Source organism: Pseudomonas sp. AN3A02, assembly GCF_011765255.1.
Classification (GTDB): domain Bacteria; phylum Pseudomonadota; class Gammaproteobacteria; order Pseudomonadales; family Pseudomonadaceae; genus Aquipseudomonas.
Genome location: NZ_JAARNI010000001.1, coordinates 1894325 through 1918320 on the forward strand (window position 1 = coordinate 1894325; position 23996 = coordinate 1918320).

General features: G+C 61.5%; 22 protein-coding genes. 15 read left to right on the forward strand and 7 right to left on the reverse strand.

All coding sequences use genetic code 11. From position 1 onward, the window contains the following. The first annotated feature begins 16 nt into the window (after window positions 1-16). Together HBJ59_RS08730 and HBJ59_RS08735 are read left to right on the forward strand one after the other, a co-directional pair. The gene (locus HBJ59_RS08730; RefSeq protein WP_167663282.1) at window positions 17-1114 is read left to right on the forward strand and encodes a DNA alkylation repair protein; all 1098 of its coding nucleotides are present in this window, start codon (window positions 17-19) and stop codon (window positions 1112-1114) included. A 150-nt stretch (window positions 1115-1264) separates the two neighbouring features. Next, a complete protein-coding gene (locus HBJ59_RS08735) occupies window positions 1265-3124 on the forward strand; it encodes a DUF3857 domain-containing transglutaminase family protein (RefSeq protein WP_167663283.1) in 1860 nt (619 codons plus the stop codon). Here HBJ59_RS08735 and HBJ59_RS08740 read toward each other — a convergent pair. After that, window positions 3121-4011: a LysR family transcriptional regulator gene (locus HBJ59_RS08740; RefSeq protein ID WP_010172253.1), complete on the reverse strand. Its 891-nt coding sequence runs from the start codon at window positions 4009-4011 to the stop codon at window positions 3121-3123. The two genes, HBJ59_RS08735 and HBJ59_RS08740, sit on opposite strands and share 4 nt — an antisense overlap. Window positions 4012-4141: 130 nt before the next feature. Here HBJ59_RS08740 and HBJ59_RS08745 point away from each other — a divergent pair, with 130 nt between their 5' ends. The 6 genes from HBJ59_RS08745 to HBJ59_RS08770 all read left to right on the forward strand — a co-directional run bounded on the left by HBJ59_RS08745 (window position 4142) and on the right by HBJ59_RS08770 (window position 12120). Next, window positions 4142-5785, forward strand: coding sequence for a GMC family oxidoreductase (locus HBJ59_RS08745; RefSeq protein WP_076016893.1), 1644 nt, complete (start codon window positions 4142-4144; stop codon window positions 5783-5785). Between the two features lie 191 nt (window positions 5786-5976). Further along, on the forward strand, window positions 5977-7599 hold the full coding sequence (locus HBJ59_RS08750; protein WP_167663284.1) for an MFS transporter: 1623 nt from the start codon (window positions 5977-5979) through the stop codon (window positions 7597-7599). Between the two features lie 235 nt (window positions 7600-7834). Next, on the forward strand, window positions 7835-9784 hold the full coding sequence (locus HBJ59_RS08755; protein ID WP_167663285.1) for a DNA topoisomerase III: 1950 nt from the start codon (window positions 7835-7837) through the stop codon (window positions 9782-9784). Window positions 9785-9919: 135 nt separating this feature from the next. Continuing rightward, window positions 9920-10360, forward strand: coding sequence for a CBS domain-containing protein (locus tag HBJ59_RS08760; protein ID WP_010172262.1), 441 nt, complete (start codon window positions 9920-9922; stop codon window positions 10358-10360). Window positions 10361-10374: 14 nt separating this feature from the next. Continuing rightward, window positions 10375-11223: an NAD-dependent protein deacetylase gene (locus HBJ59_RS08765; RefSeq protein ID WP_167663286.1), complete on the forward strand. Its 849-nt coding sequence runs from the start codon at window positions 10375-10377 to the stop codon at window positions 11221-11223. A 567-nt stretch (window positions 11224-11790) separates the two neighbouring features. Next, window positions 11791-12120 (forward strand): hypothetical protein, encoded by a 330-nt coding sequence (locus HBJ59_RS08770; protein ID WP_076016889.1) that lies wholly within the window; start codon window positions 11791-11793, stop codon window positions 12118-12120. Window positions 12121-12183: 63 nt separating this feature from the next. Here HBJ59_RS08770 and HBJ59_RS08775 read toward each other — a convergent pair whose 3' ends face one another. After that, window positions 12184-13092 carry a LysR family transcriptional regulator gene (locus HBJ59_RS08775; RefSeq protein WP_076016888.1) on the reverse strand — a complete coding sequence of 303 codons (909 nt, stop codon included), beginning with the start codon at window positions 13090-13092 and terminating at the stop codon, window positions 12184-12186. Between the two features lie 133 nt (window positions 13093-13225). Between HBJ59_RS08775 and HBJ59_RS08780 the strand changes: the two genes are divergently transcribed. From HBJ59_RS08780 to HBJ59_RS08790, 3 genes are read left to right on the forward strand one after another with little or no spacing between them, the layout of a single operon-like run. Beyond that, window positions 13226-13924, forward strand: a complete 699-nt coding sequence (locus tag HBJ59_RS08780) for a CoA transferase subunit A (RefSeq protein ID WP_063031241.1) — start codon at window positions 13226-13228, stop codon at window positions 13922-13924. 31 nt (window positions 13925-13955) lie between these two features. Then, window positions 13956-14615, forward strand: a complete 660-nt coding sequence (locus tag HBJ59_RS08785) for a CoA transferase subunit B (RefSeq protein WP_003211625.1) — start codon at window positions 13956-13958, stop codon at window positions 14613-14615. An 11-nt stretch (window positions 14616-14626) separates the two neighbouring features. After that, window positions 14627-15808, forward strand: coding sequence for an acetyl-CoA C-acetyltransferase (locus HBJ59_RS08790; RefSeq protein WP_167663287.1), 1182 nt, complete (start codon window positions 14627-14629; stop codon window positions 15806-15808). Window positions 15809-15986: 178 nt separating this feature from the next. Here the strand turns inward: HBJ59_RS08790 and HBJ59_RS08795 are convergent, their stop codons facing one another. Further along, a complete protein-coding gene (locus tag HBJ59_RS08795) occupies window positions 15987-16406 on the reverse strand; it encodes a PaaI family thioesterase (RefSeq protein WP_167663288.1) in 420 nt (139 codons plus the stop codon). A 150-nt stretch (window positions 16407-16556) separates the two neighbouring features. Here HBJ59_RS08795 and HBJ59_RS08800 point away from each other — a divergent pair, with 150 nt between their 5' ends. Continuing rightward, window positions 16557-17330 carry a DUF4349 domain-containing protein gene (locus HBJ59_RS08800; protein WP_167663289.1) on the forward strand — a complete coding sequence of 258 codons (774 nt, stop codon included), beginning with the start codon at window positions 16557-16559 and terminating at the stop codon, window positions 17328-17330. On the opposite strand, the gene HBJ59_RS08805 is transcribed toward HBJ59_RS08800, so the two are convergent. Continuing rightward, a complete protein-coding gene (locus tag HBJ59_RS08805; protein WP_076016884.1) occupies window positions 17327-18412 on the reverse strand; it encodes a DUF1615 domain-containing protein in 1086 nt (361 codons plus the stop codon). The genes HBJ59_RS08800 and HBJ59_RS08805 overlap by 4 nt on opposite strands. 146 nt (window positions 18413-18558) lie before the next feature. Here HBJ59_RS08805 and HBJ59_RS08810 point away from each other — a divergent pair, with 146 nt between their 5' ends. After that, a complete protein-coding gene (locus tag HBJ59_RS08810; RefSeq protein WP_076016883.1) occupies window positions 18559-19173 on the forward strand; it encodes a LysE family translocator in 615 nt (204 codons plus the stop codon). 125 nt (window positions 19174-19298) lie between these two features. On the opposite strand, the gene hemB is transcribed toward HBJ59_RS08810, so the two are convergent. From hemB to HBJ59_RS08825, 3 genes are all read right to left on the reverse strand, one after another. Further along, the gene (gene hemB / locus HBJ59_RS08815) at window positions 19299-20273 is read right to left on the reverse strand and encodes a porphobilinogen synthase (protein WP_003211635.1); all 975 of its coding nucleotides are present in this window, start codon (window positions 20271-20273) and stop codon (window positions 19299-19301) included. A gap of 123 nt (window positions 20274-20396) precedes the next feature. Then, complete coding sequence (locus HBJ59_RS08820) at window positions 20397-21239, reverse strand: PhzF family phenazine biosynthesis protein (RefSeq protein WP_167663290.1); 843 nt, start codon at window positions 21237-21239, stop codon at window positions 20397-20399. Window positions 21240-21247: 8 nt separating this feature from the next. Continuing rightward, window positions 21248-21946: a glutathione S-transferase N-terminal domain-containing protein gene (locus HBJ59_RS08825; protein WP_167663291.1), complete on the reverse strand. Its 699-nt coding sequence runs from the start codon at window positions 21944-21946 to the stop codon at window positions 21248-21250. Window positions 21947-22186: 240 nt separating this feature from the next. On the opposite strand from HBJ59_RS08825, the gene HBJ59_RS08830 reads away from it, so the two are divergent. Together HBJ59_RS08830 and HBJ59_RS08835 are read left to right on the forward strand one after the other, a co-directional pair. After that, a complete protein-coding gene (locus HBJ59_RS08830) occupies window positions 22187-22888 on the forward strand; it encodes a histidine phosphatase family protein (RefSeq protein WP_167663292.1) in 702 nt (233 codons plus the stop codon). A 50-nt stretch (window positions 22889-22938) separates the two neighbouring features. Beyond that, window positions 22939-23994 carry a permease gene (locus HBJ59_RS08835; RefSeq protein WP_167663293.1) on the forward strand — a complete coding sequence of 352 codons (1056 nt, stop codon included), beginning with the start codon at window positions 22939-22941 and terminating at the stop codon, window positions 23992-23994. Window positions 23995-23996 lie beyond the last annotated feature (2 nt).

The window sequence follows — 23996 nt, forward strand, 5'->3', positions numbered from 1 at the left end:
ACCCGCGGACTTGCCCATGACCGACCAAAGCGCCCCGGCCCTGAAGGAAATCTTCAACGCCGAACGCCTGCAACACATCGCCACCGAAATGACCGCGGTGTACCCGGCGTTCGACGCCAAGGGCTTTCTCAAACACGCCAAGGCCGGGTTGGCAGACCTATCGGTGATGCAGCGCATGGCCCGGGTCAGCGAAAGCCTGCACGCCGTGATCCCGCTGGATTACCCCCAGACGCTGAAGTTGCTGTATGCCCTGGCGCCCCGCCTGAACAGCGCCTTTGTCAGCCTGTTCCTGCCCCACTTCGTTGCCAGCTACGGCGGCGATGATTTCAAGCGTTCCATTGCGGCGCTCAAGTACTTCACCACCTTCGGCTCTGCCGAGTTTGCCGTGCGGTATTTCCTGCTGAAGGATTTCAAGCGCACCCTGGCGGTGATGCAACAGTGGTCGCTGGATGACAACGAACACGTACGGCGCCTCGCCAGTGAAGGTTCACGGCCACGGCTGCCATGGTCGTTTCGCCTGGCCGAGGTGCAGGCCGACCCGAACCTGTGCGCCTCGATCCTCGACAACCTCAAGGCCGACAGCAGCCTCTACGTGCGCAAGTCAGTGGCCAACCACCTCAACGACATCACCAAGGACCATCCTGATTGGGTGCTGACCTTGATCGAAGGCTGGTCCCTGGACAATCCCCACACCGCCTGGATCGCCCGCCACGCCTTGCGCAGTTTGATCAAGCAAGGCAACACCCGGGCGCTGACGATCATGGGTGCGGGGGCCAAGGCAGAGGTGAAGCTCCATCAGCTGAAAGTCGAACCGGCGGTGATCAACCTGGGGGACCGGATCAACCTGTCCTTCAGCCTGGAATCCATCGCCGACACCTCGCAAAAGCTGGTGGTGGACTACGCCATCGACTATGTGAAAAGCGCCGGTCACAGCGCGTCCAAGGTGTTCAAGCTCAAGGCGTTTACCCTGGGCGCCGGGGAACATCACGCCATCAGCCGTGGCCAACATATTCGTGAATTGACCACACGCAAGCACTATCCCGGCAAGCACGCGGTGCACGTGTTGGTGAACGGCGAACGGCTGGGAAGTGTCGAGTTTGAGCTCGCAAAATAATCCTTAAAATATTAACGAAGGCTCTATCTCGGGCCTTTCAGCGAAAATTATTGTCCGACAATGCTAGGCATTCGTGTTGCGATCCATTATCATCCGGCGCCTTCTCGGTACCCCCTGGGTACTTGTGTCAATGTTCCACCTGAGGCGCCCATGCACCGTTTTTCGTTTTACCGTCCCCTGATCTGCATCAGCTGGGGGCTTGCCAGCCACAGCGCGTTTGCCGCCCTGCAACCGATGGCCGAAGCCCCGCTGGCCAGCGACACCGAGCTGCATTGCCACTTCAACCGCGACGCCAGCGTCGACTGCACCACCCGCTACCACTACACCATCCTCAAGCCGAGCGGCCGGGAAATGCTCTCGCGGATCGACTTCAGCTATCAGGAAGAGGACGGCTTTGAACTGGTCAAGGCCGAGTCCACCCAGCCCGGCGGCAAACCGGTGCCCTTGGATCAGGCACAAATCGACACCCGCACCGCGCCCAATCCTGACCAGGGATTCTCCCGAGAAAAACAGACCTCCCTGGCATTCCCCAACCTGCGGGTCGGCACGCAAATCCGCTATACGGTGCGCGAACACTATCCCGCCAAACCGCTGATGACCGAGTTCTACTACGCCCTGCAGTTCGGCCCCAGCGCTGCACGACGTGACCACTTCAAGGCACGCTTCACCGCCGAGCGGCCCATCGAGTGGCGCAGCGAATTGATGGAGGGTTTCAGCATTACCCCATCGGCCAATCGCAAGACCCTGGACGTGGTGCAAAAGGCTCCGACCTACCTCAGCTACATCAACGAATCCGCCAACGCCTACATTCGTCACGCCCCGCGCATCGAAGTCGGCAGCTCCCTGGATCGCCAGCAGTACTTCGGCAACTTCGCCGAACGCTACAACCAGATCCTCAGCGCCAAGCTACCGCCCCAGGGCGCCGCCGCCGTGGCCGCCGTTCGCGGCCTGCCGCCGGCGCAACAAGTGGCCGGCCTGATGCAGCACATCAACGACCACTACCGTTACCTGGGCGATTGGCGTGCGTCGGATCGCGGCTATGTACCTTTCAGCCTGGCCGAGATCGAACAACACGGCTACGGCGACTGCAAAGACCTTTCGACGCTGCTGGCGGCCATGCTCAAGGCCAGCGGGATCAAGGCCGAACCCGCCTGGGTCAGCCGCGGTGATGTGGTCAACCCGCTGCTGATTCCCGGCACCGGCGCGCCGAACCACGCCATTGTCCGCGCCGAAGTCGATGGCCAGGTGTGGTGGCTGGACCCGACCAACCCGGTCTTCGCCCCAGGCCAGACCCTGCCCGACATCCAGGACCGCTGGGTGTTGGTGACCAACGCCGAGGGCCAGGTACGTGAAGAACACATCCCGCTGCAACCTGCCGCCACCACGTTGATCCTCGACAAGCAGGAACGCTTTGATGCCCAGGGCACCGCCCGCGTCTCAGCCACCGTTGATTTTCGCGGTATGCCGCTGATGCAACTGAGCCTCGCCGACCGCCAGCAAGGCGCTACCGCCAGCGACCAGAACATCTGCGACAACTTCGGCAAACAGATCACCGACTGCCAGGTCAACCGCCCCGCCACGGCGTTTTTGATCCCGGCCAGCTATAAGGTAAGCGCCACCCTGACGGACATGCGGCCCCTGGAGCCCTTAGGCAATGACCACATCTACAACGATGCCTTGCTGCAGGAGAAATGGGACGGGCTGCTCAACTATCGGCGCAACGGGCAACTGGCCGACTTGTATGTAGGCAACCCCGAGATGCTGGATTACACCATCACACTGTCGGGTGGCCAGATCGGCAAGGACATCAAGGCCTGCCAGGTGCACTCGCCGTGGTACGACCTGGACCTGACGGGTGAACGCGTCAAGGGTGAATGGCGTTATCACTACCTCTTGGTGCAGAAGATACGCTGGCTGACTCACGATGAAATTGTCAGCGCGCCGTTTGAAAAGATGATCAATGAAATCCGGGCCTGTGGTGAGCAGGTGCACCAGGTGGTGAAAATCTAACCCTCTCCCAACAAAACCCCTTGCTCCCGCGCGCACAGTTCCACCAGGTAATCCCACAACACTCGCAACCTTACCGACTTGTGCAACTCGCGCCGGGAGCTGATCCAGTAGCTGCGCTGGATGCTCTCCCCCGGCAGCAGCGGCACCAGATCCGGGTCGCTTGCTGCCATGAAGCACGGCAACACGGCAATCCCCAACCCCGAGCGCGCGGCCTGGTGCTGGGCGATCACGCTGGTGCTGTGGAACACCACTTTGGGGTTGCGGCAGAAGCTGCTGAGGAATTTCAATTCCTGGCTGAACAGCAAGTCGTCGACGTAATCGATCCAGGCATGGACGGCCAAATCCTCGCGCTTTTCAATCGGTGGCGTACGGTCCAGGTAGCTGCGGCTGGCGTAGAGGGCCAGGCGGTAGTCGGTGAGTTTGCGGGTCACCAGTTGGTCGACGCTGGGGCGTTCCAGGTGGATGCTGATTTCCGCTTCGCGGTTGAGGATGCTGACGAAGCGCGGCACCGCCAGCAGTTCCACTTCCAGGCCCGGGTAGCGTTCGAACAGGCCGCCCATGCGGCTGGCGAGGAACATCACGCCCAAACCCTCGGCAACACCGAGGCGGATCTTGCCCAGGGGCGCGGCGGAATGGGTCAGTTCTTCTTCGGCCAGCAGTGCCACGTTTTCCATGGCTTCGGCGTGTTTGAGCAGGGCTTCGCCGGAAGGCGTGAGCTCGTATCCCTGTGCGTGCTGCACGAACAGCGCGGTGCCGAGGCTTTTCTCGATGGCCTCAATGTGCCGGGCCACGGTGGCGTGGGTGGTTTTCAAACGTTGCGCCGCCGTGAGCAGGCGTCCGCTACGCTGTAACTCAAGAAAGAACCGCAGATCATTCCAGTCGAACATGCCGCCTCCGCTCTCCACCTCAAAAGCATCGCTGTCTAAAAACGCACAGCAGCTGGGTAAAAACTAACATTTTTAAGACGAAAACTAACAACTAGGATGGAGCCAATAAGAAAAACAAGCGAGGTCACAGATGCATTCTGCAGCTGCTGAATACGATTACGTGGTGGTAGGCGCCGGCCCCGCAGGCTGCCTGCTGGCCAATCGACTGTCTGCCAACCCTGCCCACCGCGTGTTGCTGCTTGAAGCCGGCGGTCGCGATAACTATCCCTGGATCCATATTCCCGTCGGCTACCTGTTCTGCATCGGCAACCCACGCACCGACTGGTGCTTCAAGACCGAAGCCCAGGAAGGCCTGCAAGGCCGTGCGCTGAGCTATCCACGAGGCAAGGTGCTCGGCGGTTGTTCGTCGATCAACGGCATGATCTACATGCGCGGCCAGGCCCGGGATTACGACGGCTGGGCCGAGGACAATCCCGGCTGGGCCTGGAAAGATGTGCTGCCACTGTTCAAGCAAAGCGAAAACCATTTTGCCGGCGCCTCGGAATTCCACAGTGATGGCGGGGAGTGGCGGGTTGAACAACAGCGCCTGCACTGGCCGATCCTCGATGCGTTTCGCGATGCGGCACAGCAGAGTGGAATCGAGAGCATCAGCGACTTCAACCAGGGCGACAACGAAGGCTGTGGCTACTTCCAGGTCAATCAGAAATCCGGGGTGCGCTGGAATGCGGCCAAGGCGTTTCTCAAACCGATCCGCCAGCGGCCCAACCTGACGGTGATGACGGAGGTTGAAGTCGACCGCGTGCTGCTGGAGAACGGGCGCGCCACCTCAGTGGTTGCTCGCCAGCAAGGCCAGGCCGTCACATGGCGGGCGCGCAAGGAAATCATCCTGTGCGCCGGTTCGGTGGGTTCGCCCGGCATTCTGCAACGCTCCGGCATTGGCCCTTCCAGCGTGCTCAAGCCCTTGGGCATCGAGGTGCTGCACGAGTTGCCCGGCGTCGGTGGCAACCTGCAGGATCACTTGCAACTGCGCCTGATCTACAAGCTGGAAAACGCCCGCACCCTGAACCAGATCGCCGGTACCGTGTTGGGCAAGATGGGCATGGGCCTGCGCTATCTGTACGACCGCAGCGGCCCGCTGTCCATGGCCCCCAGCCAGTTGGGCGCGTTCGCCCGCTCCGGGCCGGAACAGACGTCGGCCAACCTCGAATACCACGTGCAACCGCTGTCCCTGGAGCGCTTCGGCGAACCGCTGCACGCCTTTGCGGCCTTTACCGCCTCGGTGTGTGACCTGCGCCCGCAAAGCCGTGGCCGCATCGACATTCGCTCGGCCAACCCGGCAGACGCGCCGTTGATCCGCCCCAACTACCTCAGCCATCCGGAAGACCTGCGGGTGGCCGCCGACGCCATTCGCCTGACCCGACGCATCGTTTCGGCGCCGGCCCTGAAGCAATTCAACCCGGTGGAATACCTGCCCGGCGAAGAACTGCAAACCGACGAACAACTGCAGGAAGCCGCCGCCCGCATCGGCACCACGATTTTCCATCCAGTGGGCACCTGCCGCATGGGCAGCGACAAGGAGGCGGTGGTCGACGCGCAACTGCGGGTGCACGGTGTTCCCGGCCTGCGCATCGCCGACGCGTCAGTCATGCCACGTATTACTTCCGGCAACACCTGCTCACCCACGCTGATGATCGCGGAAAAAGCCGCGCAGCTTATCCTTTCGCCGAACACAAGGAGCCTCGCACCGGAGAAAGAACTGACCTTACCGGCTTGAACTTACCTTACCGGCTAGACCTGTAGGAGCGAGCTTGCTCGCGAAAAACGTCAACGATAACGCGTGCATTCCGGATTAACGCAGTGTCTTTGCATTCTTCGCGAGCAAGCTCGCTCCTACAGTGGAATAGCGGCGCTGAAGCTGGCGCCGACAGTGGAACAACAATAAATAATCACTGTGAGGGCTACCCAATGTCAGAACACGCTCAACCCCTGGACCCGGCGCTCGGCGCACGCTCGAGCAACGACACGCAGAAAGTCATCTTCGCCTCCTCCCTCGGGACGGTGTTCGAGTGGTATGACTTTTTCCTCTACGGCGCCCTCGCGGCGGTGATCAGCAAGCAGTTCTTTGCCGGGGTCAACGACACCACGGCGTTTATCTTCGCCCTGATGGCCTTCGCGGCCGGCTTTGTGGTGCGCCCGTTCGGCGCGCTGGTGTTCGGTCGGCTGGGTGACATGATCGGCCGCAAGTACACTTTCCTCGCCACCATCGTCCTGATGGGCCTGGCGACTTTCTGCGTGGGCCTGCTGCCGACCTATTCAAGCATCGGCATCGCTGCACCGATCATCCTCGTGGCGCTGCGCATGCTCCAGGGCCTGGCGCTGGGCGGCGAGTACGGCGGCGCAGCCACTTACGTGGCCGAGCATGCCCCGGCGGGCAAACGCGGCTTCCACACCAGTTGGATTCAATCCACCGCGACCCTCGGCCTGTTGCTGTCGCTGCTGGTGGTGCTGGCGTGCCGTTATTTCACCGGTGACCAGTTCGAAGTGTGGGGCTGGCGCCTGCCGTTCCTGCTGTCGATCGTGCTGCTGGGCATTTCCACCTGGATCCGCATGAGCCTGCACGAGTCGCCGGCGTTCCTGAAAATGAAAGAGGAAGGCAAGGCCAGCAAGGCGCCGATCCGCGAGTCGTTCGGCAAATGGGAAAACCTCAAGATCGTGCTGATTGCGCTGTTCAGCATCAACGCCGGCCAAGCGGTGACGTTCTATGCCGCGCAGTTTTATGTGCTGTTCTTCCTCACGCAATTTTTGAAGATGGACCCGGCACTGGCCAACATGCTGCTGATCATCAGCGTGGTGATTGGCGCGCCGTTCTTCATCTTCTTCGGCTGGCTCTCGGACAAGCTGGGGCGCAAGCCGGTGTTGATGGTCGGCCTGCTGCTGGCAACCGCATTGTACTTCCCGATCTTCAAGGGCCTGGCCCACTACACCAACCCGGCGATGGACCACGCGAGCCGCCAGTCTCCGATCACGGTGTTGGCGGATCCAGCCACCTGCACCTTCCAGTTCGACCCGGTAGGCAAGGCGCGTTTTGACAGCCCGTGCGACAAGGTCAAGACCTTCCTGGTGAAACAGGGCCTGCCGTACGAAAGCGCAGCCGCCCCGGCCGGCAGTGCGGTGCAGGTGAGCGTGGGTGATGTGCGTATCGATGGTTACGACGAGGCTGCCCTGAAAGGCGCGGTGACGCTGGCGGGTTATCCGCAGTCGGCTGACGTGGCGCAGGTCAACAAAACCATGGTGGTGGTGCTGATCGTGGCACTGATCCTGATCGCCGCCATGTGCTACGGCCCGCTGGCGGCGCTGATGGTGGAGCTGTTCCCGACGCGTATCCGCTACACCTCGTTGTCGCTGCCTTACCACATTGGTAACGGCTGGTTTGGCGGGTTCCTGCCGACGGTGTCGTTTGCGCTGGTGGTGTACACCGGCGATATCTTCTACGGCCTGTGGTACCCGGTGGTGATTACCGGGGTGAGCTTGATCGTCGGGCTGATTTGCCTGAAAGAGACCAAGAACGTGGATATCGACAATAACTAAACGTCGATCCGGCTGACACTGGATATTCAGTGTGGGAGCGGGCTTGCTCGCGAAAGCGGAGTGTCAGTCGCCGGATAGGTTGACTGATACACCGCTTTCGCGAGCAAGCCCGCTCCCACATTGGGTTTAGCACCAGACACACAAATTGCTGTATATCCATCCAGATAAAAGTTGCCCAATTCTGATTTATTGCCCATCCTGCTCCCCATTCAATTTCGTAGCGAATGTGGTGACCATGCGGCTGTTCCTCTGTGAAAAACCGTCCCAGGCCAAGGATATCGCCGCCGTGCTCGGCGCGACCCGGCGTGGCGACGGTTGTTGGCTGGGTTCAGGCGTTACCGTGACCTGGTGCATCGGCCACCTGCTGGAAACCGCCCCGCCCGACAGCTACGACGCCAAGTACAAGCGCTGGGTGCTGGCCGACCTGCCAATCATCCCCGAGAAGTGGAAGATGCTGGTCAAGCCCAAGACCGCCAGCCAGTTCAAGGCAGTCAAGCGCCTGCTGGGGGAAGCCCAGGAATTGGTAATCGCCACCGATGCCGACCGCGAGGGCGAGATGATCGCCCGGGAACTGGTGGAGCACTGCCGTTATCGCGGCCCCATCCAACGGCTGTGGCTCTCGGCACTCGATGATGCATCGATCCGCAAGGCCCTGTCCTCATTGAAGCCCGGTGCGGAAACCTTCAGCCTCTACCATTCGGCCCTTGGCCGCTCCCGCGCCGACTGGCTGATCGGGATGAACATGAGCCGCCTGTTTACCCTGCTGGGCCAACAGTCCGGTTATCAGGGCGTGTTGCCGGTAGGTCGGGTGCAAACCCCGACCCTGCGCTTGGTGGTAGACCGGGACCGCAGCATTGCCGACTTTGTACCCGTCGCTTATTGGGCCATCGATGTGGATTTGCTCCACGACAACATCACCTTCACTGCGCAATGGCGCGCAACCGAAGACGCCTGTGATGATCAGGGCCGCTGCCTCAATCCTCAAGTCGCCCGGGACGCCGCCAACGCCATGAGCAACGCCGCCAGTGCGCGCCTGATCAAACTGCGTACCGAACGGATGCGCGACGTGGCGCCCCTGCCCTTCGACCTCGGCACCTTGCAGGAAATCTGCTCGAAAAAACTCGGCCTCGGCGCTCAGGAAACCCTGGATGTTGCGCAGTCGCTCTACGAAACCCACAAAGTGATTACTTACCCGCGCAGCGATTGCGGCTACCTGCCCCTTAGCCAGCACGGCGACGCGCCGAAAATTCTCGCGGCGCTGGGCCGGGCCGATCCGGCAGTGAACGCGTTGATGCCGCACATGGACCCACAACGGCGCTCACGGGCCTGGAACGACGCCAAGGTCAGCGCACACCACGGCATCATTCCCACCGGCGCCGGCAAGGATGTCGGGCAACTGACCGGCAAGCATCGCGCCGTCTACACCTTGATTCGTGCCCGCTACCTCGCGCAGTTCCTGCCCAACCACGAGTACGACCGTACCCAGGCCGATTTCGACTGCGCCGGTGAAGCCTTGCGGGCTGTCGGCAAAGTCATCGTGGAGCCTGGCTGGAAACGCGCATTGCCGGAAGCATTGGCACCGGCCAAAGGCCGTGAAGTACCTGCGCCGCAGTCCTTGCCAAAATTGGTTCAAGGCCAGGATTACGCCGTGGCCAAGGTCAACCTCAAGGACCTGTGGACCCAGCCGCCCAAGCCCTTCACCGAAGGCGACTTGATCAAGGCGATGAAAAACGTCGCCAAGCTGGTGGAAGACCCGCTGCTCAAGCAAAAGCTCAAGGACACCACCGGGATCGGCACCGAAGCCACCCGCGCCGGGATTATCCAGGGCCTGCTGGATCGCGGTTACCTGGTGAAAAACGGCAAGGCGCTGTCGGCAACGCCTGCCGCGTTCAGCCTGATCGATGCGGTGCCCCGGGCAATCGCCGACCCCGGCACCACGGCCATTTGGGAGCAAGCACTGGACATGGTGCAAAGCGGAGAGATGAGCCTGGAAGAATTCGTCGCCAAACAGGCGGCGTGGATGAGCAAGCAAGTCACCCGCTGCACCGGCATGCGCCTGACCATCAGCGGCCCGGCCAGCCCGGCAGGACGTGGCGCTGCACCGTGGAAAAACAAACGCAAACCGGCCAAGCGCAAGACAGCCACCAGCCCGAAGCGGGCGGCGAAACCGGCAAACAAAGGCTGAGAGGCACTGAAAAGTCGCGTCAATGACGTTTTTCGACGGGATGTATGCCGCTTTGGACCTTGCCCTGCTGCAGGCCATCCAGGATTCTGTAGGGCCTGCTAACCTCCCAACAATAACAACACCGGAGTGGCCTCCATGAAAACCGTTGCCCAAGTGCTGAAGTCCAAAGACCAGCAAAACCAGCAAGTCCACACCATCCCCCACGACCATACGGTATTTGAGGCCTTGATCGTGATGGCTTCGAAAAACGTCGGGGCCTTGCCAGTGCTCCAGGACGGGAAGGTGGTGGGCATCATCAGTGAACGAGACTATGCCCGTAAGGTCATCCTCCATGGATTGTCTTCGGTGGCGACCAAAGCCCACGAGATCATGAATTCGCCGGTGATCACCGTCGACACTCACCAGACTGTCGAGACCTGCATGACTATCATGACTGACCGACATCTGCGGCACCTGCCTGTGGTGGAGAACGGCGAGTTGCTTGGCTTGCTGTCCATCGGCGACCTGGTCAAGGAAGCCATTGCCGAACAGGCCGACCTGATCAAACAGCTGGAGCAGTACATTCGCGGCGAATAATCATTGGGGAACCCATGCTCGATACCCTGCAACATCAGGTCGATGACCACCTCGTTACCTTGCACCGGGCCATGGCCGAACGGCGCTTCCTGGTACTGACGGGTGCGGGTATCAGCACCTCTTCGGGCATTCCCGACTACCGGGACAGCGAAGGCGTGCGCCGGGGCAAGGCGCCGATGATGTACCAGGAGTTCCTCGCGACCCCGGAAGCACGCCGCCGCTACTGGGCTCGGGCGATGCTCGGCTGGCCGAGGGTGCGTGTCGCACAGCCGAACGCTGCGCATATCGCACTGGCCAGCTTGCAGCAGCGCCAGCGCATTACCGGGCTTATCACCCAGAACGTCGACACCCTGCACGACCAGGCCGGCAGCCATGACGTGATCGAACTCCACGGCAGCCTGCACCGGGTGCTGTGCCTGGATTGCCAGCAGACCAGCGAACGGGATCTGATCCAGCGCCAGATGGAAGCTGAGAATCCGTACCTGGCAGGGGTGGACGCGGTTCAGGCGCCGGACGGTGACACCCTGCTGGACCCGGCCTTTGAAGGACGCTTCCAGGTGCCCCGCTGCCCCCATTGTGGCGGGCAACGGTTGAAACCGGATGTGGTGTTTTTCGGCGAGAACGTCGCCCAGGGCACCGCCGCCAAGGCGATGGCGGCCGTGGACGAAGCAGAAGGCTTGCTGGTGGTGGGTTCGTCGTTGATGGCGTATTCAGCGTTTCGGTTGTGCAAGGCGATGGTTGAGCAGGGCAAGCCCGTGATTGCCATCAATCTGGGCAAGACACGGGGCGATGAGTTGCTGCAACTCAAGATCGAAGCCTCCTGCGAGCGCCTGCTGCCGTTGTTGGTGGAGCACCTCCTGTAGGAGCGAGCTTGCTCGCGAAAAACCTGAGGGCCCCGCTGACTCTCAGAAGCCCCGCGTTATCGTTGACGATATCTTCGCGAGCAAGCTCGCTCCTACAGTTTTCATACCCGACTCGACTTCCAGAAAATGACGCTCAAGTCACGGTTTCCGCTCTCATCCCCGTCCCACGGGGATTTATGTAGTGCTCAAAAATAATCACTACATAATCGTTGACGTAACCATTTTGTAATTGCATGATTCAAGCGTCTCCCGGATCGGGAGCGTTGGTAACAAGCGTTTTGAACAAGCTCGTCTGACCGCCGAGCTGTTTTTTCCGGATGTGCACTGCCCACAAGGCAGATTGATGAAGCTGACCGGCCCGAAAGGATCGGTACAAGGAGCTCAAACGCTGCTTGTCTTCGTTATGAAACCATTGCGTAGCAGTTCATCAGCAAGACTACATGCATCGGTTCAAGACCCTGCCCGTATTCGGCAGACAGTCGCTGACGCCCGGTTTTCTGAGCCGGAGACAACTGAGTAGTTTTAACGGATCAACTAAAGATCGCCAACTGGTCAAGGGGCTTACACATGAATCTGAACAACCAACCAACTATCGATGAATTGGCTGAGATGTTCGCAGCGCAGAAAGACACGCTCGACGACCATATCCTCTGGATTGGTAAATCGGGCCAGGTCCATATTGACTGCCTGGCGCCCCATACCGTGGAAGAAGAGTTCGACAAGAATAACCGTGAACTGGCAGCGCGCCTGAAGATGTACCGCCGCGGCCAGGGTTATGTCGGCAAGAAAGCCGCCGCCGATCGCAACTTTATCGAGCAGGTCTTTCACACGCTTAATACCGAATGGCAGAACCTTAAAGGCCATTCGCAAGTTAAAGTGATCGACAGATACTGCTGATAACTACGCACTGATTACTTGAGCCTGCTCGCTTAAACGAGCAGGCTTTTTTATGGCCGGCTGTTATTGCAGCAAAGCTGGAAAACGCCCCTTCCCTGCTTCATCGCGAAAGATATCAAACATGGCCTGGGCCGCCGCCGAAAGTTCGTGACCGGGCTTGGTCAATACACCAATCGGCCGTTCAATCACCGGATCGCTCAAGGTGATGCAGTGGGCACCTGCCTCCTGCATTTGTCGCGCACACAGCGCCGGCACCGCACTGACACCCAAGCCACTGGCAACCATCTTGCCCACCGTCGCCAGTTGATGACTCTCCAGGGCCACGGGCAGCTTCATGTCGAGCGCCTTCAGGTGTTCTTCAAGCATCACCCGCACCGTGGAGGGGCGCTGCAAGGTGATGAAGGGTTGTTCCAGCAGGGTGTGCCAGTCGATATCGGACCGGCGCGCCAACGCCGAGTCACCGGGCACTACCGCGACAAAGCGATCCACATACAGCGGGGTAAACACGAGCGACGAGCTTTCCGTAGGCTCAAACGCCACGCCCAGTTCCACCTGGCGATCCCGGACCATTTCCAGCACCTGCTCGTTGATCACGTCATTGACCGTCACGTTGACCTGGGGATAGCGCGCCCGAAAAATCTTCAGGATCGGCGGCAGCAGGTTCCCGGCAAACGACGGCATCGCTGCCACCGTCACCCGACCGCGCTGCAAGGTGAAACGCTGGCGCAACTCATCCTCGGCATTGTCCCAATCGGCGATCAGGCGCCGGGCCAGGGGCAGCAGGGATTCACCTTCGGGGGTCAGCGCGACATTGCGTGTATTGCGGCTGAACAAGCGCCCGCCCAGGCCTTCCTCCAGACCTTTGATGGTCAGGCTCAAGGCCGACTGGGAAAGATGCAAACGCTCACAGGCCGCCGCAAAGCTGAGGGTCTGGGCCACGGCAAGAAAGGCGCGCATCTGTTTAACTGTCATGAAGCTTCTCTCGATGGCTGACGACTATGCTGTTTTTTAAATCAATCATCCTTAAAAAACAACTTAACAAATCAATCCGTCGGCGCAACACTCGGTTCATATGGCTGGCCCACAAACAATAAAAGAGGTGCATATGGCAGGTTTTGATAAACGCGTAGCGTCCTATGAAGAGGCGCTGGCAGGCCTGGAAGATGGCATGACGGTGCTGGCGGGTGGTTTTGGCCTGTGCGGCATCCCGGAAAACCTTATCGCGGAAATCAAGCGCAAAGGCACCCGCAACCTCACCGTGGTTTCCAACAACTGCGGCGTCGACGGTTTCGGCCTGGGCCTGCTGCTGGAAGGCAAGCAGATCAGCAAGGTCTTTGCGTCCTACGTCGGTGAAAACGCGCTGTTCGAGAAGCAACTGCTCAGCGGCGAAATCGAAGTGGTCCTGACGCCCCAAGGCACCCTCGCCGAAAAACTGCGCGCAGGCGGTGCCGGCATCCCGGCGTTCTTCACCGCCACCGGCGTCGGCACGCCAGTCGCCGAAGGCAAGGAAACCCGCGAATTCAACGGTCGCCCGTACCTGATGGAAGAATCCATCACCGGCGACTTCGCCATCGTCAAAGGCTGGAAAGCCGACCACTTCGGCAACGTGATCTACCGCCACACCGCCCAGAACTTCAACCCGCTGGCGGCCACTGCCGGCAAGATCACCGTGGTCGAAGTCGAAGAAATCGTCGAACCGGGCGAGCTGGACCCGGCGCATATCCATACCCCAGGGATCTACGTCGACCGGATCATTTGCGGCACCTTCGAGAAGCGCATCGAACAGCGCACCCTCCGCAAATAATCCACCAGCCCAAATAATAAGGAGACAAACAATGGCTCTTACCCGCGAACAAATGGCTCAACGCGTCGCCCGCGAAATGCAGGACGGTTTCTACGTCAACCTCGGTATCGGCATTCCGACCCTGGTAGCCAACTACATCCCCGAAGGCATGGAAGTGATGCTGCAGTCGGAAAACGGCCTGCTGGGCATGGGTCCGTTTCCGACTGAAGAAACCATCGATGCCGACATGATCAACGCCGGCAAACAGACCGTCACCGCGCGCATTGGCGCGTCGATCTTCTCCTCGGCCGAGTCCTTCGCGATGATTCGCGGCGGCCACGTCGACCTGACCGTGCTTGGCGCGTTTGAAGTCGACGTGCAAGGCAACATCGCCTCGTGGATGATCCCCGGCAAGCTGGTCAAGGGCATGGGCGGCGCGATGGACCTGGTGGCCGGTGCCGAGAACATCATCGTGATCATGACCCACGCGTCCAAGGACGGTGAATCCAAGTTGCTGAGCCAATGCAGCCTGCCGCTGACCGGTGCCAACTGCATCAAGCGCGTGCTGACGGACCTGGCTTACCTGGAAATCGAAAATGGCGCTTTCGTCCTCAAGGAACGCGCACCTGGCGTCAGTGTTGAAGAGATCGTCAGCAAGACAGCCGGTAAACTGATCGTCCCGGACCACGTTCCAGAAATGCACTTCCAGTGAGGACAGATTCCATGCAAGACGTCGTGATTGTTGCTGCCACCCGCACCGCCGTGGGCAGCTTTCAGGGTTCGCTGGCGAGCATCCCGGCCCCGGAGCTGGGGGCTGCGGTGATCCGTCGCCTGCTGGAGCAAACCGGCATCGACCCTGCGCTGGTGGACGAAGTGATCCTTGGCCAGGTGCTCACTGCCGGCAGCGGCCAGAACCCGGCCCGCCAGGCCTCGATCCTCGCCGGCCTGCCCCACGCCGTACCGGCACTGACCCTGAACAAGGTCTGCGGCTCGGGCCTCAAGGCCCTGCACCTCGGCGCACAAGCGATCCGTTGCGGTGACGCCGAGGTGATCATCGCCGGCGGCATGGAGAACATGAGCCTGGCCCCGTACGTATTGCCGGCCGCCCGCACCGGCCTGCGCATGGGCCATGCGAAAATGATCGACAGCATGATCACCGACGGCCTGTGGGACGCGTTCAACGACTACCACATGGGCATCACCGCCGAGAACCTGGTGGACAAGTACGGCATCAGCCGTGAAGCCCAGGACGCCTTCGCCGCCGCCTCCCAGCAAAAAGCCACCGCAGCGATTGAGGCCGGTCGTTTCAACGATGAGATCACGCCGATCCTGATCCCCCAGCGCAAGGGCGACCCGGTGGCCTTCGCCGTGGACGAACAGCCACGCGCGGGCACCACCGCCGAATCCCTGGCCAAGCTCAAGCCGGCCTTCAAGAAAGACGGCACCGTCACCGCCGGCAATGCATCCAGCCTCAACGACGGTGCGGCTGCAGTGCTGTTGATGAGTGCGGACAAAGCCAAGGCCCTGGGCCTGCCGGTACTGGCACGCATCGCCAGCTACGCCAACGCCGGCGTCGATCCCGCGATCATGGGCATTGGCCCGGTATCGGCCACCCGCCGCTGCCTGGACAAGGCCGGCTGGAGCCTGGGCGACCTGGACCTGATCGAAGCCAACGAAGCCTTCGCCGCGCAGTCACTGGCGGTGGGCAAAGAGCTGGAGTGGGACGCGTCGAAGGTCAACGTCAATGGCGGCGCGATTGCCATCGGCCACCCGATTGGTGCATCAGGCTGCCGCGTGCTGGTGACCCTGCTGCATGAAATGATCAAGCGCGACGCCAAGAAAGGCCTGGCCACACTGTGCATTGGTGGCGGTCAGGGTGTAGCACTGGCGCTCGAGCGCAGCTGATTTCCCAGAGCAACAGGTAGAAGGCCCGACTGTGGCGAGGGGGCTTGTCCCCCGTTGGGCCGCGCAGCAGCCCCAATACATTGACCTCGGTGTTTCAGGTAGAACTTCAGCGCGGGGTTCAGGGGCCGCTGCGCGGCCCAACGGGGGACAAGCCCCCTCGCCACAGGACTGCGATCGGTCAGTCCCGCACCTGGGGCACCGCAAACACCGCATTTGCCCGCACTACCACCTTTTCCCCGACCTGCACGCTGACCGTGGCAAATGCCATCTGCCGCCCACGCTTGTGGTGTTCCAACCGCACCTCGATCCACTCCCCCACCTGCACCGCGCCGAGATAATCCAGAGTCATGCTCGCCGTGATCAACGGCAGCGGCGGCTCACTGGAAAAGGCCATGGCGTAGCCCATCCCCACATCCGCCAGGGTGGCCAACACGCCGCCATGCACGGTGCCGCGCCCATTGGCATGGCGGTTGTCCGCACGCAGGCCAATCTCCAGCTGCACCCCTTCACCACGGCAGTACACCGGGCCCAGCAGGTCTAACAAAGGGCTGCTGCGAGACAACGGGACAAAACCTTCGGGGATAACATGGGCAGTCATGGCGGATTCTTCCCTGGAATGAGCCTTGAGGTGTACCCCAGCCCTTGGGCGACGACTATCAAGATCAGCGCTGCAAATCCTTCACGATGCTTTGCGTTAATCCGCCGGACCCGGTTTAATCGCCACTTTTGCACACCTCAAGGAACTGCAATGCGCCACCCGGACGGCAAAACCTCTCTGCTACTGATGCTGCTGGTCTTGGCCGGCTGCTCGCCCAAAGGCCATTCCGAAGCCACGGTCATCAGCGGCGAACAAGGCAAGGCCGGGGCGCAACTGGCCTACGAGCATGAGCTGAGCCTGTCGCTGCCCGTCGCCCTGCTCGCACCGCGCATGCAGGCCACCCGCGAAGCCTGCGAGTCGGCGCGGTTCGGCGCGTGCAATATTCTCGGTATCAAGCAAGACAGCGACGGCGGCCAGATGGTGCTGCGCATTGCACCTGCCGGCGTTGAACCGTTAGTGGCCATGGCGGCCGAAGGCGGCAAGCTGGGGCAGCGGATCACCACTGCCGAAGACCTGGCCGATGCAGTCGCCGATGTGCAGCGTCGTCAGGAGCGGTTGCTGGCCCAGCAGCAGCGCCTGGATGAACTGGCCAAGCGCAAGGACATCACCGTGGGCGACCTGATCACCTTGAGCAAGGAGCAGGCGAATATCGAAAACGACCTGCAGGAGCTGGCCCAGGCCGCCGCAGGCCAAAAGCGTCGCCTGGACACCAACCGCGTGACCCTGAATTTCAGCACCTCCGACGGCCTGCAACAGCAGTCACGCCTGAGCCGCATGTTCAGCAACCTGGGCGAAAACCTGGTGGACGGCACCGCCGACGCCCTGGAGCGCGCCAGCTATGTATTGCCGTTCGTGATCCTGGCCTTCCCGGTGCTGTGGCTGTGGGTGTGGCTGTGGCGCAAGTTGGTCAAGCGCCGCCCCTAACGCTTCATGCAACGCTGATAACGCTCATCCACGCGCTTGGCGAACCAGGCGGTGGTGAGGTTGCGGGTGATCTTCGGACTCTTCAGCACGATGCCCGGCAGGATGGCTCGCGGCACCGGTTTGCCGGCGGCCTTGTCGGCCAGGGCGAACACACGCTGGTAAAGGGTGGTGTCTTCAAAATCCAGGCGCTCGCCCTGCTCCAGCTGGCTGCGGATACTCGGGTTGCGCATGTCCAGCGCCTTGCCCAGTGAGCGCACTGCCAGCTCGGTGGTGCCTGGCAGGAACGAGCCGTAGTTGATCAAATCACCGTCCAGCGCCAGCGTGGTCCCCGAGACCCGGCTGACCGCCGCCTGGAAAGCCGCATTGCGGCTGGCATACCAACCCGCATTGAAATCGGCGAAACGGTACAGCGTCTGGTCGTAGTTCACCGGGTAGCCCAGCAAATGGGTGATGCCAAAGTACATGCCGCCGCGGCGGGTAAACACTTCCCGACGGATGCTGCCATCCACGCTGTAGGGATAGCCCCGCGCCTGCTTCTGTGCGAAATCGATGCTGACCTGCATCGGGCCTGCGGTATGCACCGGGTTGAAGCCGCCAAACAACGTCTTGCCCAAGGGCACGACGCTGATGAAGTCGTCAAAGATCCCACTCAAATCCCGCTCGGTACGCGCAGCGTTCAAGCGCTCGGCGTAGGACTTGCCGGTGGGCGAGCGCAGTTGCAGCGCCGTGCGCACCAGCACCGCCGGCACATGGACTTTAGCGGCGCGGCGCAGGATTTCGTCCTGGGCGATCTTGCCCATGTTCGGTACCGGCGGGTCGACCTGATAGGTGGACTCCTGCTCGGTCACGGCCAGCACGGCGCAGATGTTTTCGGTACTGGGGTAGATTTTCTGCGTATTGAAGGCGGTGAAGATGTCCTGGGCCCAGCCGCCACGATCCGGCACGCTGGCCGGCATCAGCCGCACGATCTGCGCCTTTACCTCGGCTTCGCTGCGCTCGGGCAATTGCTGGGTGCGCTGGCTGGAGCAGCCGGCCAGCACCAGCAAGGTGGTGAGGCACAGGATCAGGCGAGATGAATGCATGGGGCTTCCTTGGGTGACGATGGGCCAGTCTTGGCAGATATCGACCGGTAAGTCTAAGCGGGGTTCGCCGACCTGCTGCTCTCGCCAAAAAAACCAGGACGTGAAAGGATCAGGCACCCGTCGCTCCTACAAGGAGTTTGGATGCCATGCTTAGCCTGAACTTTCTGATCACCTGCCTGATCGTCGTGCTGATTCCCGGCACCGGCGTCATCTTCACGGTGTCCACCGGGCTGACCGCCGGCAAGCGTGCCAGTGTGTTCGCCGCGCTGGGCTGCACCGCCGGGATCGTCCCGCACTTGTTGGCCTCGGTACTTGGCCTGTCCGCCCTGCTGCACACCAGTGCCCTGGCGTTCGAAGCCCTGAAGTATGCCGGCGCCGCCTACTTGCTGTACCTCGCCTACGCCACCTGGCGCGACCGCTCGGCCTTTGCCATGAACGACACACCGACGATTGCCAGCGCCCGCAGCCTGATGGTGCGGGGCCTGTTGCTGAATATCCTGAACCCCAAGCTGACGATTTTCTTCCTGGCGTTCCTGCCGCAATTCGTCACCCCGGGCGCGAGCGCACCCGCCCTGCAAATGCTGTTGCTAAGCAGTGTGTTCATGGCGATGACGTTTGCGGTGTTTGTGATTTATGGCCTGCTGGCCAATGTATTCCGCCGCGCAGTGATCGAATCACCACGCGTACAAAACTGGCTGCGCCGCAGTTTTGCGGCGGCGTTTGCGGGGTTGGGGCTGAACCTGGCGTTTGCCCAGCGCTAAGTTGCAAGCAGCCGCGAACAGACTTCTTGTGGCGAGGGAGCTTGCTCCCGCTGGGGCGCGCAGCGGCCCTGAAAATGGGCCTGCTACGCAGTCCAGCGGGAGCAAGCTCCCTCGCCACAGGTTACTTAGATCCCGGCGAGTGCCAGGTCCATCGCAAAGTAGGTGAAGATCAAGTCCGCACCAGCGCGCTTGATCGACCCCAGGGTTTCCCGAACCACGCGGGCTTCATCGATCGCGCCTGCCTGGGCACCGAACTTGATCATCGCGTACTCGCCGCTCACCTGGTACGCCGCCACCGGCAAACGCGAGGCTTCGCGGATGTCGCGGATGATGTCCAGGTACGCGCCGGCCGGCTTGACCATCAGCGCATCCGCGCCTTCCTGCTCATCCAGCAACGACTCGCGCACCGCTTCGCGGCGGTTCATCGGGTTCATCTGGTAGCTCTTGCGGTCGCCCTTGAGCGCGCTGCCGCCGGCTTCGCGGAACGGGCCGTAGAGGGCCGAGGCAAATTTGGTGGAGTAAGCCATGATCGGAATATGGCTGAAGCCTGCTTCATCCAACGCACGGCGAATGGCCTGGACCTGTCCGTCCATTGCAGCGGATGGCGCAATCACATCGGCACCGGCGCGGGCGGCGGCCACGGCTTGCTTGCCGAGGTTGACCAGGGTGCGGTCATTGTCGACCTCAGCGCCGTGCATCACGCCGCAATGGCCGTGGTCGGTGTACTCGCAGAAACAGGTGTCGGACATCACAATCATTTCCGGCACCGCATCCTTGATGATCGAGGACATGCGCGAGACCAGGCCACGCTCTTGCCAGGTGTCGCTGCCGGAGGCGTCAAGGTGATGGGACACACCGAAGGTCATCACCGACTTGATCCCGGCTTTCGCATAGCGCTCGATCTCACCGGCCAGTTTCGACTCGGGAATGCGCTGCACCCCGGGCATGCTGGTGATCGGTACGAAGTCGTCGATTTCTTCTTCAACGAAGATCGGCAGCACCAGGTCATTGAGGGTGAATTCGCTTTCCTGGAACAGGCCACGCAACTCTGGAGAGCGGCGCAGGCGGCGTGGACGGGCTTCGGGGAACTGGCTGGACATTGATGCTCCTGAAAAAGGCAGGACGAAAAAACGTTGGGGCGAAAGCTTATGCCTCGTGCACCGCAGAGCACAAACGCCAAGTGCGGAACAGTTTATTGCAGGCCTGGTAACAATTGCATTGATCTAGAGCTGTACACGCCCGTCAATGCAAACGGCCACCGCGCCGCCGACCCAGATTTCCTCGCCGCTCTGTTCGACGTGGATTCGCCCGGCGCGGCCCATGGCGGTGCCCTGGCTGACCACATAGCGGCTGGGCGCCAGGCCTTCGCCGAGCAACCACTGGGCGACACCGGCGTTCAGGCTGCCGGTGGCCGGGTCTTCCGGGGCACCGTCGCCGGCAATGAAGGCCCGCACTTCAAATTGCGCCTCGTCACCGTCCCGCCCGGGGTTCCACGGGGCGATCACGCCCACGGCCAGACCCTGCAACTGCGAGTAATCCGGATGCAGCGCCAGTACCTGCTCGCGATCCTCCAGCATGACCGCCAGCCAACCTGCGCCGTTATCCACCCACTGGCTACGCACAATCGCCCCGGGGCCAAGGCCCAGTCCCCGCCGCACGCGCTCAACCAACTCGCTCTCCAGCGGGCCGGAGCGCAGCAGTGGTGGCGCAATAAACGCCAGTTCATCTCCCTGGCGGCGGATGCGCACCAGGCCAATCTCACACTCCTGGATGATCTCCTCGCCTGCAGGTTGGCCGCCGGCCTGCAACCAGGCATGGCAACTGCCGAGGGTCGGATGGCCGGCAAACGGCAGTTCCTGCAGGGTGGTGAAGATTCTTACGCGGTAGTCCGCCCGTGGATCACAGGGCTTGAGCAAGAACGTGGTCTCACTGAGGTTGGTCCAGTTGGCGAAATCCGCCATTTGCTGGTCGCTCAGGCTGTCGGCGCCCAGCACCACCGCCAGCGGGTTGCCCTTTAAGGCCACGTTGCTGAAGACGTCGAGCTGTTTGAAGTCGAAAGAAGGCATGCAGGTCCTTATGCCGGGATGTTCAAGCCACGGATCACTGCGGGCCGGGCGACGAACCCGTCCAGTGCCCGCAGCACGTTCGGGAAGTCGGTGATGCCTACCAGGTCGCCGGACTCGTAGAAGCCAATCAGGTTGCGAACCCACGGAAAGGTGGCGATGTCAGCGATGCTGTACTCGTCGCCCATGATCCAGGTGCGGCCCAGCAGGCGCTTTTCCAGCACCTCCAGCAAGCGGCGCGCCTCGGCGACGTAGCGGTCACGCGGGCGTTTGTCCTCGTAGGCCGCGCCGGCGAATTTGTTGAAGAACCCAACCTGGCCAAACATCGGCCCGATACCGGCCATCTGGAACATCAGCCACTGGATCGTCTCATAACGCATTGCCGGGTCTTCGGGCAGCAACTCGCCGCTCTTTTCGGCAAGGTAGATCAGGATCGCGCCCGATTCGAACAAGCCCAGCGCCTGGCCGCCGGGGCCATTGGGGTCGATGATCGCCGGGAACTTGTTGTTGGGGTTCAGCGACATGAATTCGGCGGACAGCTGGTCCTGGGTCTCGAAGCTGACCTTATGCGCCTCGTAAGGCAACCCGAGCTCCTCCAGCATGATCGACACCTTCACCCCGTTGGGCGTCGGCAAGGAATAGAGCTGCAGGCGCTCGGGATGCCGGGCCGGCCATTTGGCGGTGATGGGAAAGTCTGTCAGTGAGTTCATCGCAAAAGCCCTGTTAAAACCCTGATAGTAGTGGCTGAACGGTCGGCGTGCACCCGACTTAAATCCGCAACATCCGCCGGTTAATCTCCTGCAATCGGCAGGGATGCCGCCCCATTGTCCACCCGGAACGAACCAAAGTGCCCGGGCGCACTCTTAAGTGCGCCCCCAAGGAAGCCACTTTCACGACACGGAACACCTGGCTTGTCCGCCTTAACCCGCTGCACGAAGACTCGAGCCTCAATGACTATCAAGCCTCTGTGCCTTGCGAAACGCCTGAAACGCTACTCCTACATCCTGCTGCCGGTATTGCTGGTAGGCACCGCGGTCGGCCTGACCCTGGAATCCAGAATCAGCCGCGCCCAGCAGGTCGACGGCGTGCAAACCCTGGTGTTCCTGCGCCACGCCGAAAAACCCGCCGGCGGCCTCGGCCAGCTCAATTGCCAGGGTTTGAACCGCGCGATGAACCTGGCCAGCGTCCTGCCGGAAAAATTCGGCAAGGCTGACTTTGTGTTTGCCGCCAACCCGACCCGCAATGTCGAGGAAGGCGAGAAAGACAACTCCTACAGCTACATCCGCCCACTGATGACCATCAGCCCCAGCGCCATCAAGCTCGGGTTGCCGGTGAACATAAACTTCTCGGCCAATGACACCAGCGCCCTCGCCGATGAGCTGGTGGAAGACAAGTACCACAACGCCGTGATCTACACCGCCTGGTCCCACGGCTACCTGCCGGAGTTGATCAACAAGGTGGCCAGTGAAGCGGTAGGCGAAAAACATGTGATTACCGACGATTGGTCCGGCAGTGATTTCGACACCTTGTACGTGCTGACGCTGACCTGGCACAACGGCAAGGCCACGCTGCTGAGCCGCAATTACAAACAAGGGCTGGACAACGGCGAGAAGAGTTGCCCGGATGCAACGCAGGTTAGCGCCGATATCTGAGTGCCACAGCGTATGATGCTGCGCTATTGACTCAGCTGCGGATCATCCACATGTCCAACCTCTCCTCCACCCAGCCTGCACGGGGCTGGTCCTTCTGGTGGAAACCAGCGCTGTTCCTGCTGGTGGCCTGCATCGGCCTCTACTACGTGAAGTGGTCGCCCTACTACGCCAAGGCGTTTATTGCGGCAGACAACCACAGCATCGGCGCGTCGATTCTCAATGACCAGCAAAGCGCGCCGCTGGCCGCCGCATTGGCCTATGCCCAGGTGTATTTCCTGGCGATCTGGAAAGCCGCCGTGCTGGCGGTCATTCTTGGCTCATTGCTGCAAGTGCTGATCCCGCGGGACTGGCTGTTGCGCCTGTTTGGTCGTGCCGGGCTGGGCTCCACCCTGCGCGGTGGGCTGTTCGCGTTGCCGGGGATGATGTGCAGTTGCTGCGCCGCACCAGTGGCCGCCGGCATGCGCCGCCAACAGGTGTCGGTCGGCGCGGCGCTGGCGTTCTGGATTGCCAACCCGGTGCTGAACCCGGCAACCCTGGTGTTCATGGGCTTTGTGCTGGGCTGGGGCTTTACCGCGCTGCGGTTGGTGGCCGGGATCGTGCTGGTGGTGGGTGTGTCGCTGGTGGCGCAGCGTATTGCGCGGCCGGAGCAGGTGCCTGAAGCGGCGCTGGACGCGGTGGCCCAGGCCAGCCATACCGAAACCGAACCGTTCCTGAGCCGCTGGCTGCGCACCCTGTGGCAGCTGTTCTGGAGCACGATTCCGGTGTACATCCTGGCAGTGCTGATCCTCGGCGCGGCGCGGGTCTGGCTGTTTCCCCACGTTGACGGCGCCATGGCCAACAGCCTGGTGTGGCTGGTGCCGCTGGCGATTGTCGGCACGTTGTTTGTGATCCCGACCGCCGCCGAAATCCCGATTGTGCAGACCATGATGACCCTCGGCATGGGCACCGGCCCGGCCGTGGCGTTGCTGATGACCCTGCCGAGCGTGAGCCTGCCGTCGCTGCTGATGCTGCGCAAGGACTTCGATGCGCGGGTGCTGGTGACTGTGGCCGGTTTGACCATGCTGATGGGTGTGGTGTGTGGCCTGATCGGGGCGTTTATCCTGTAGTG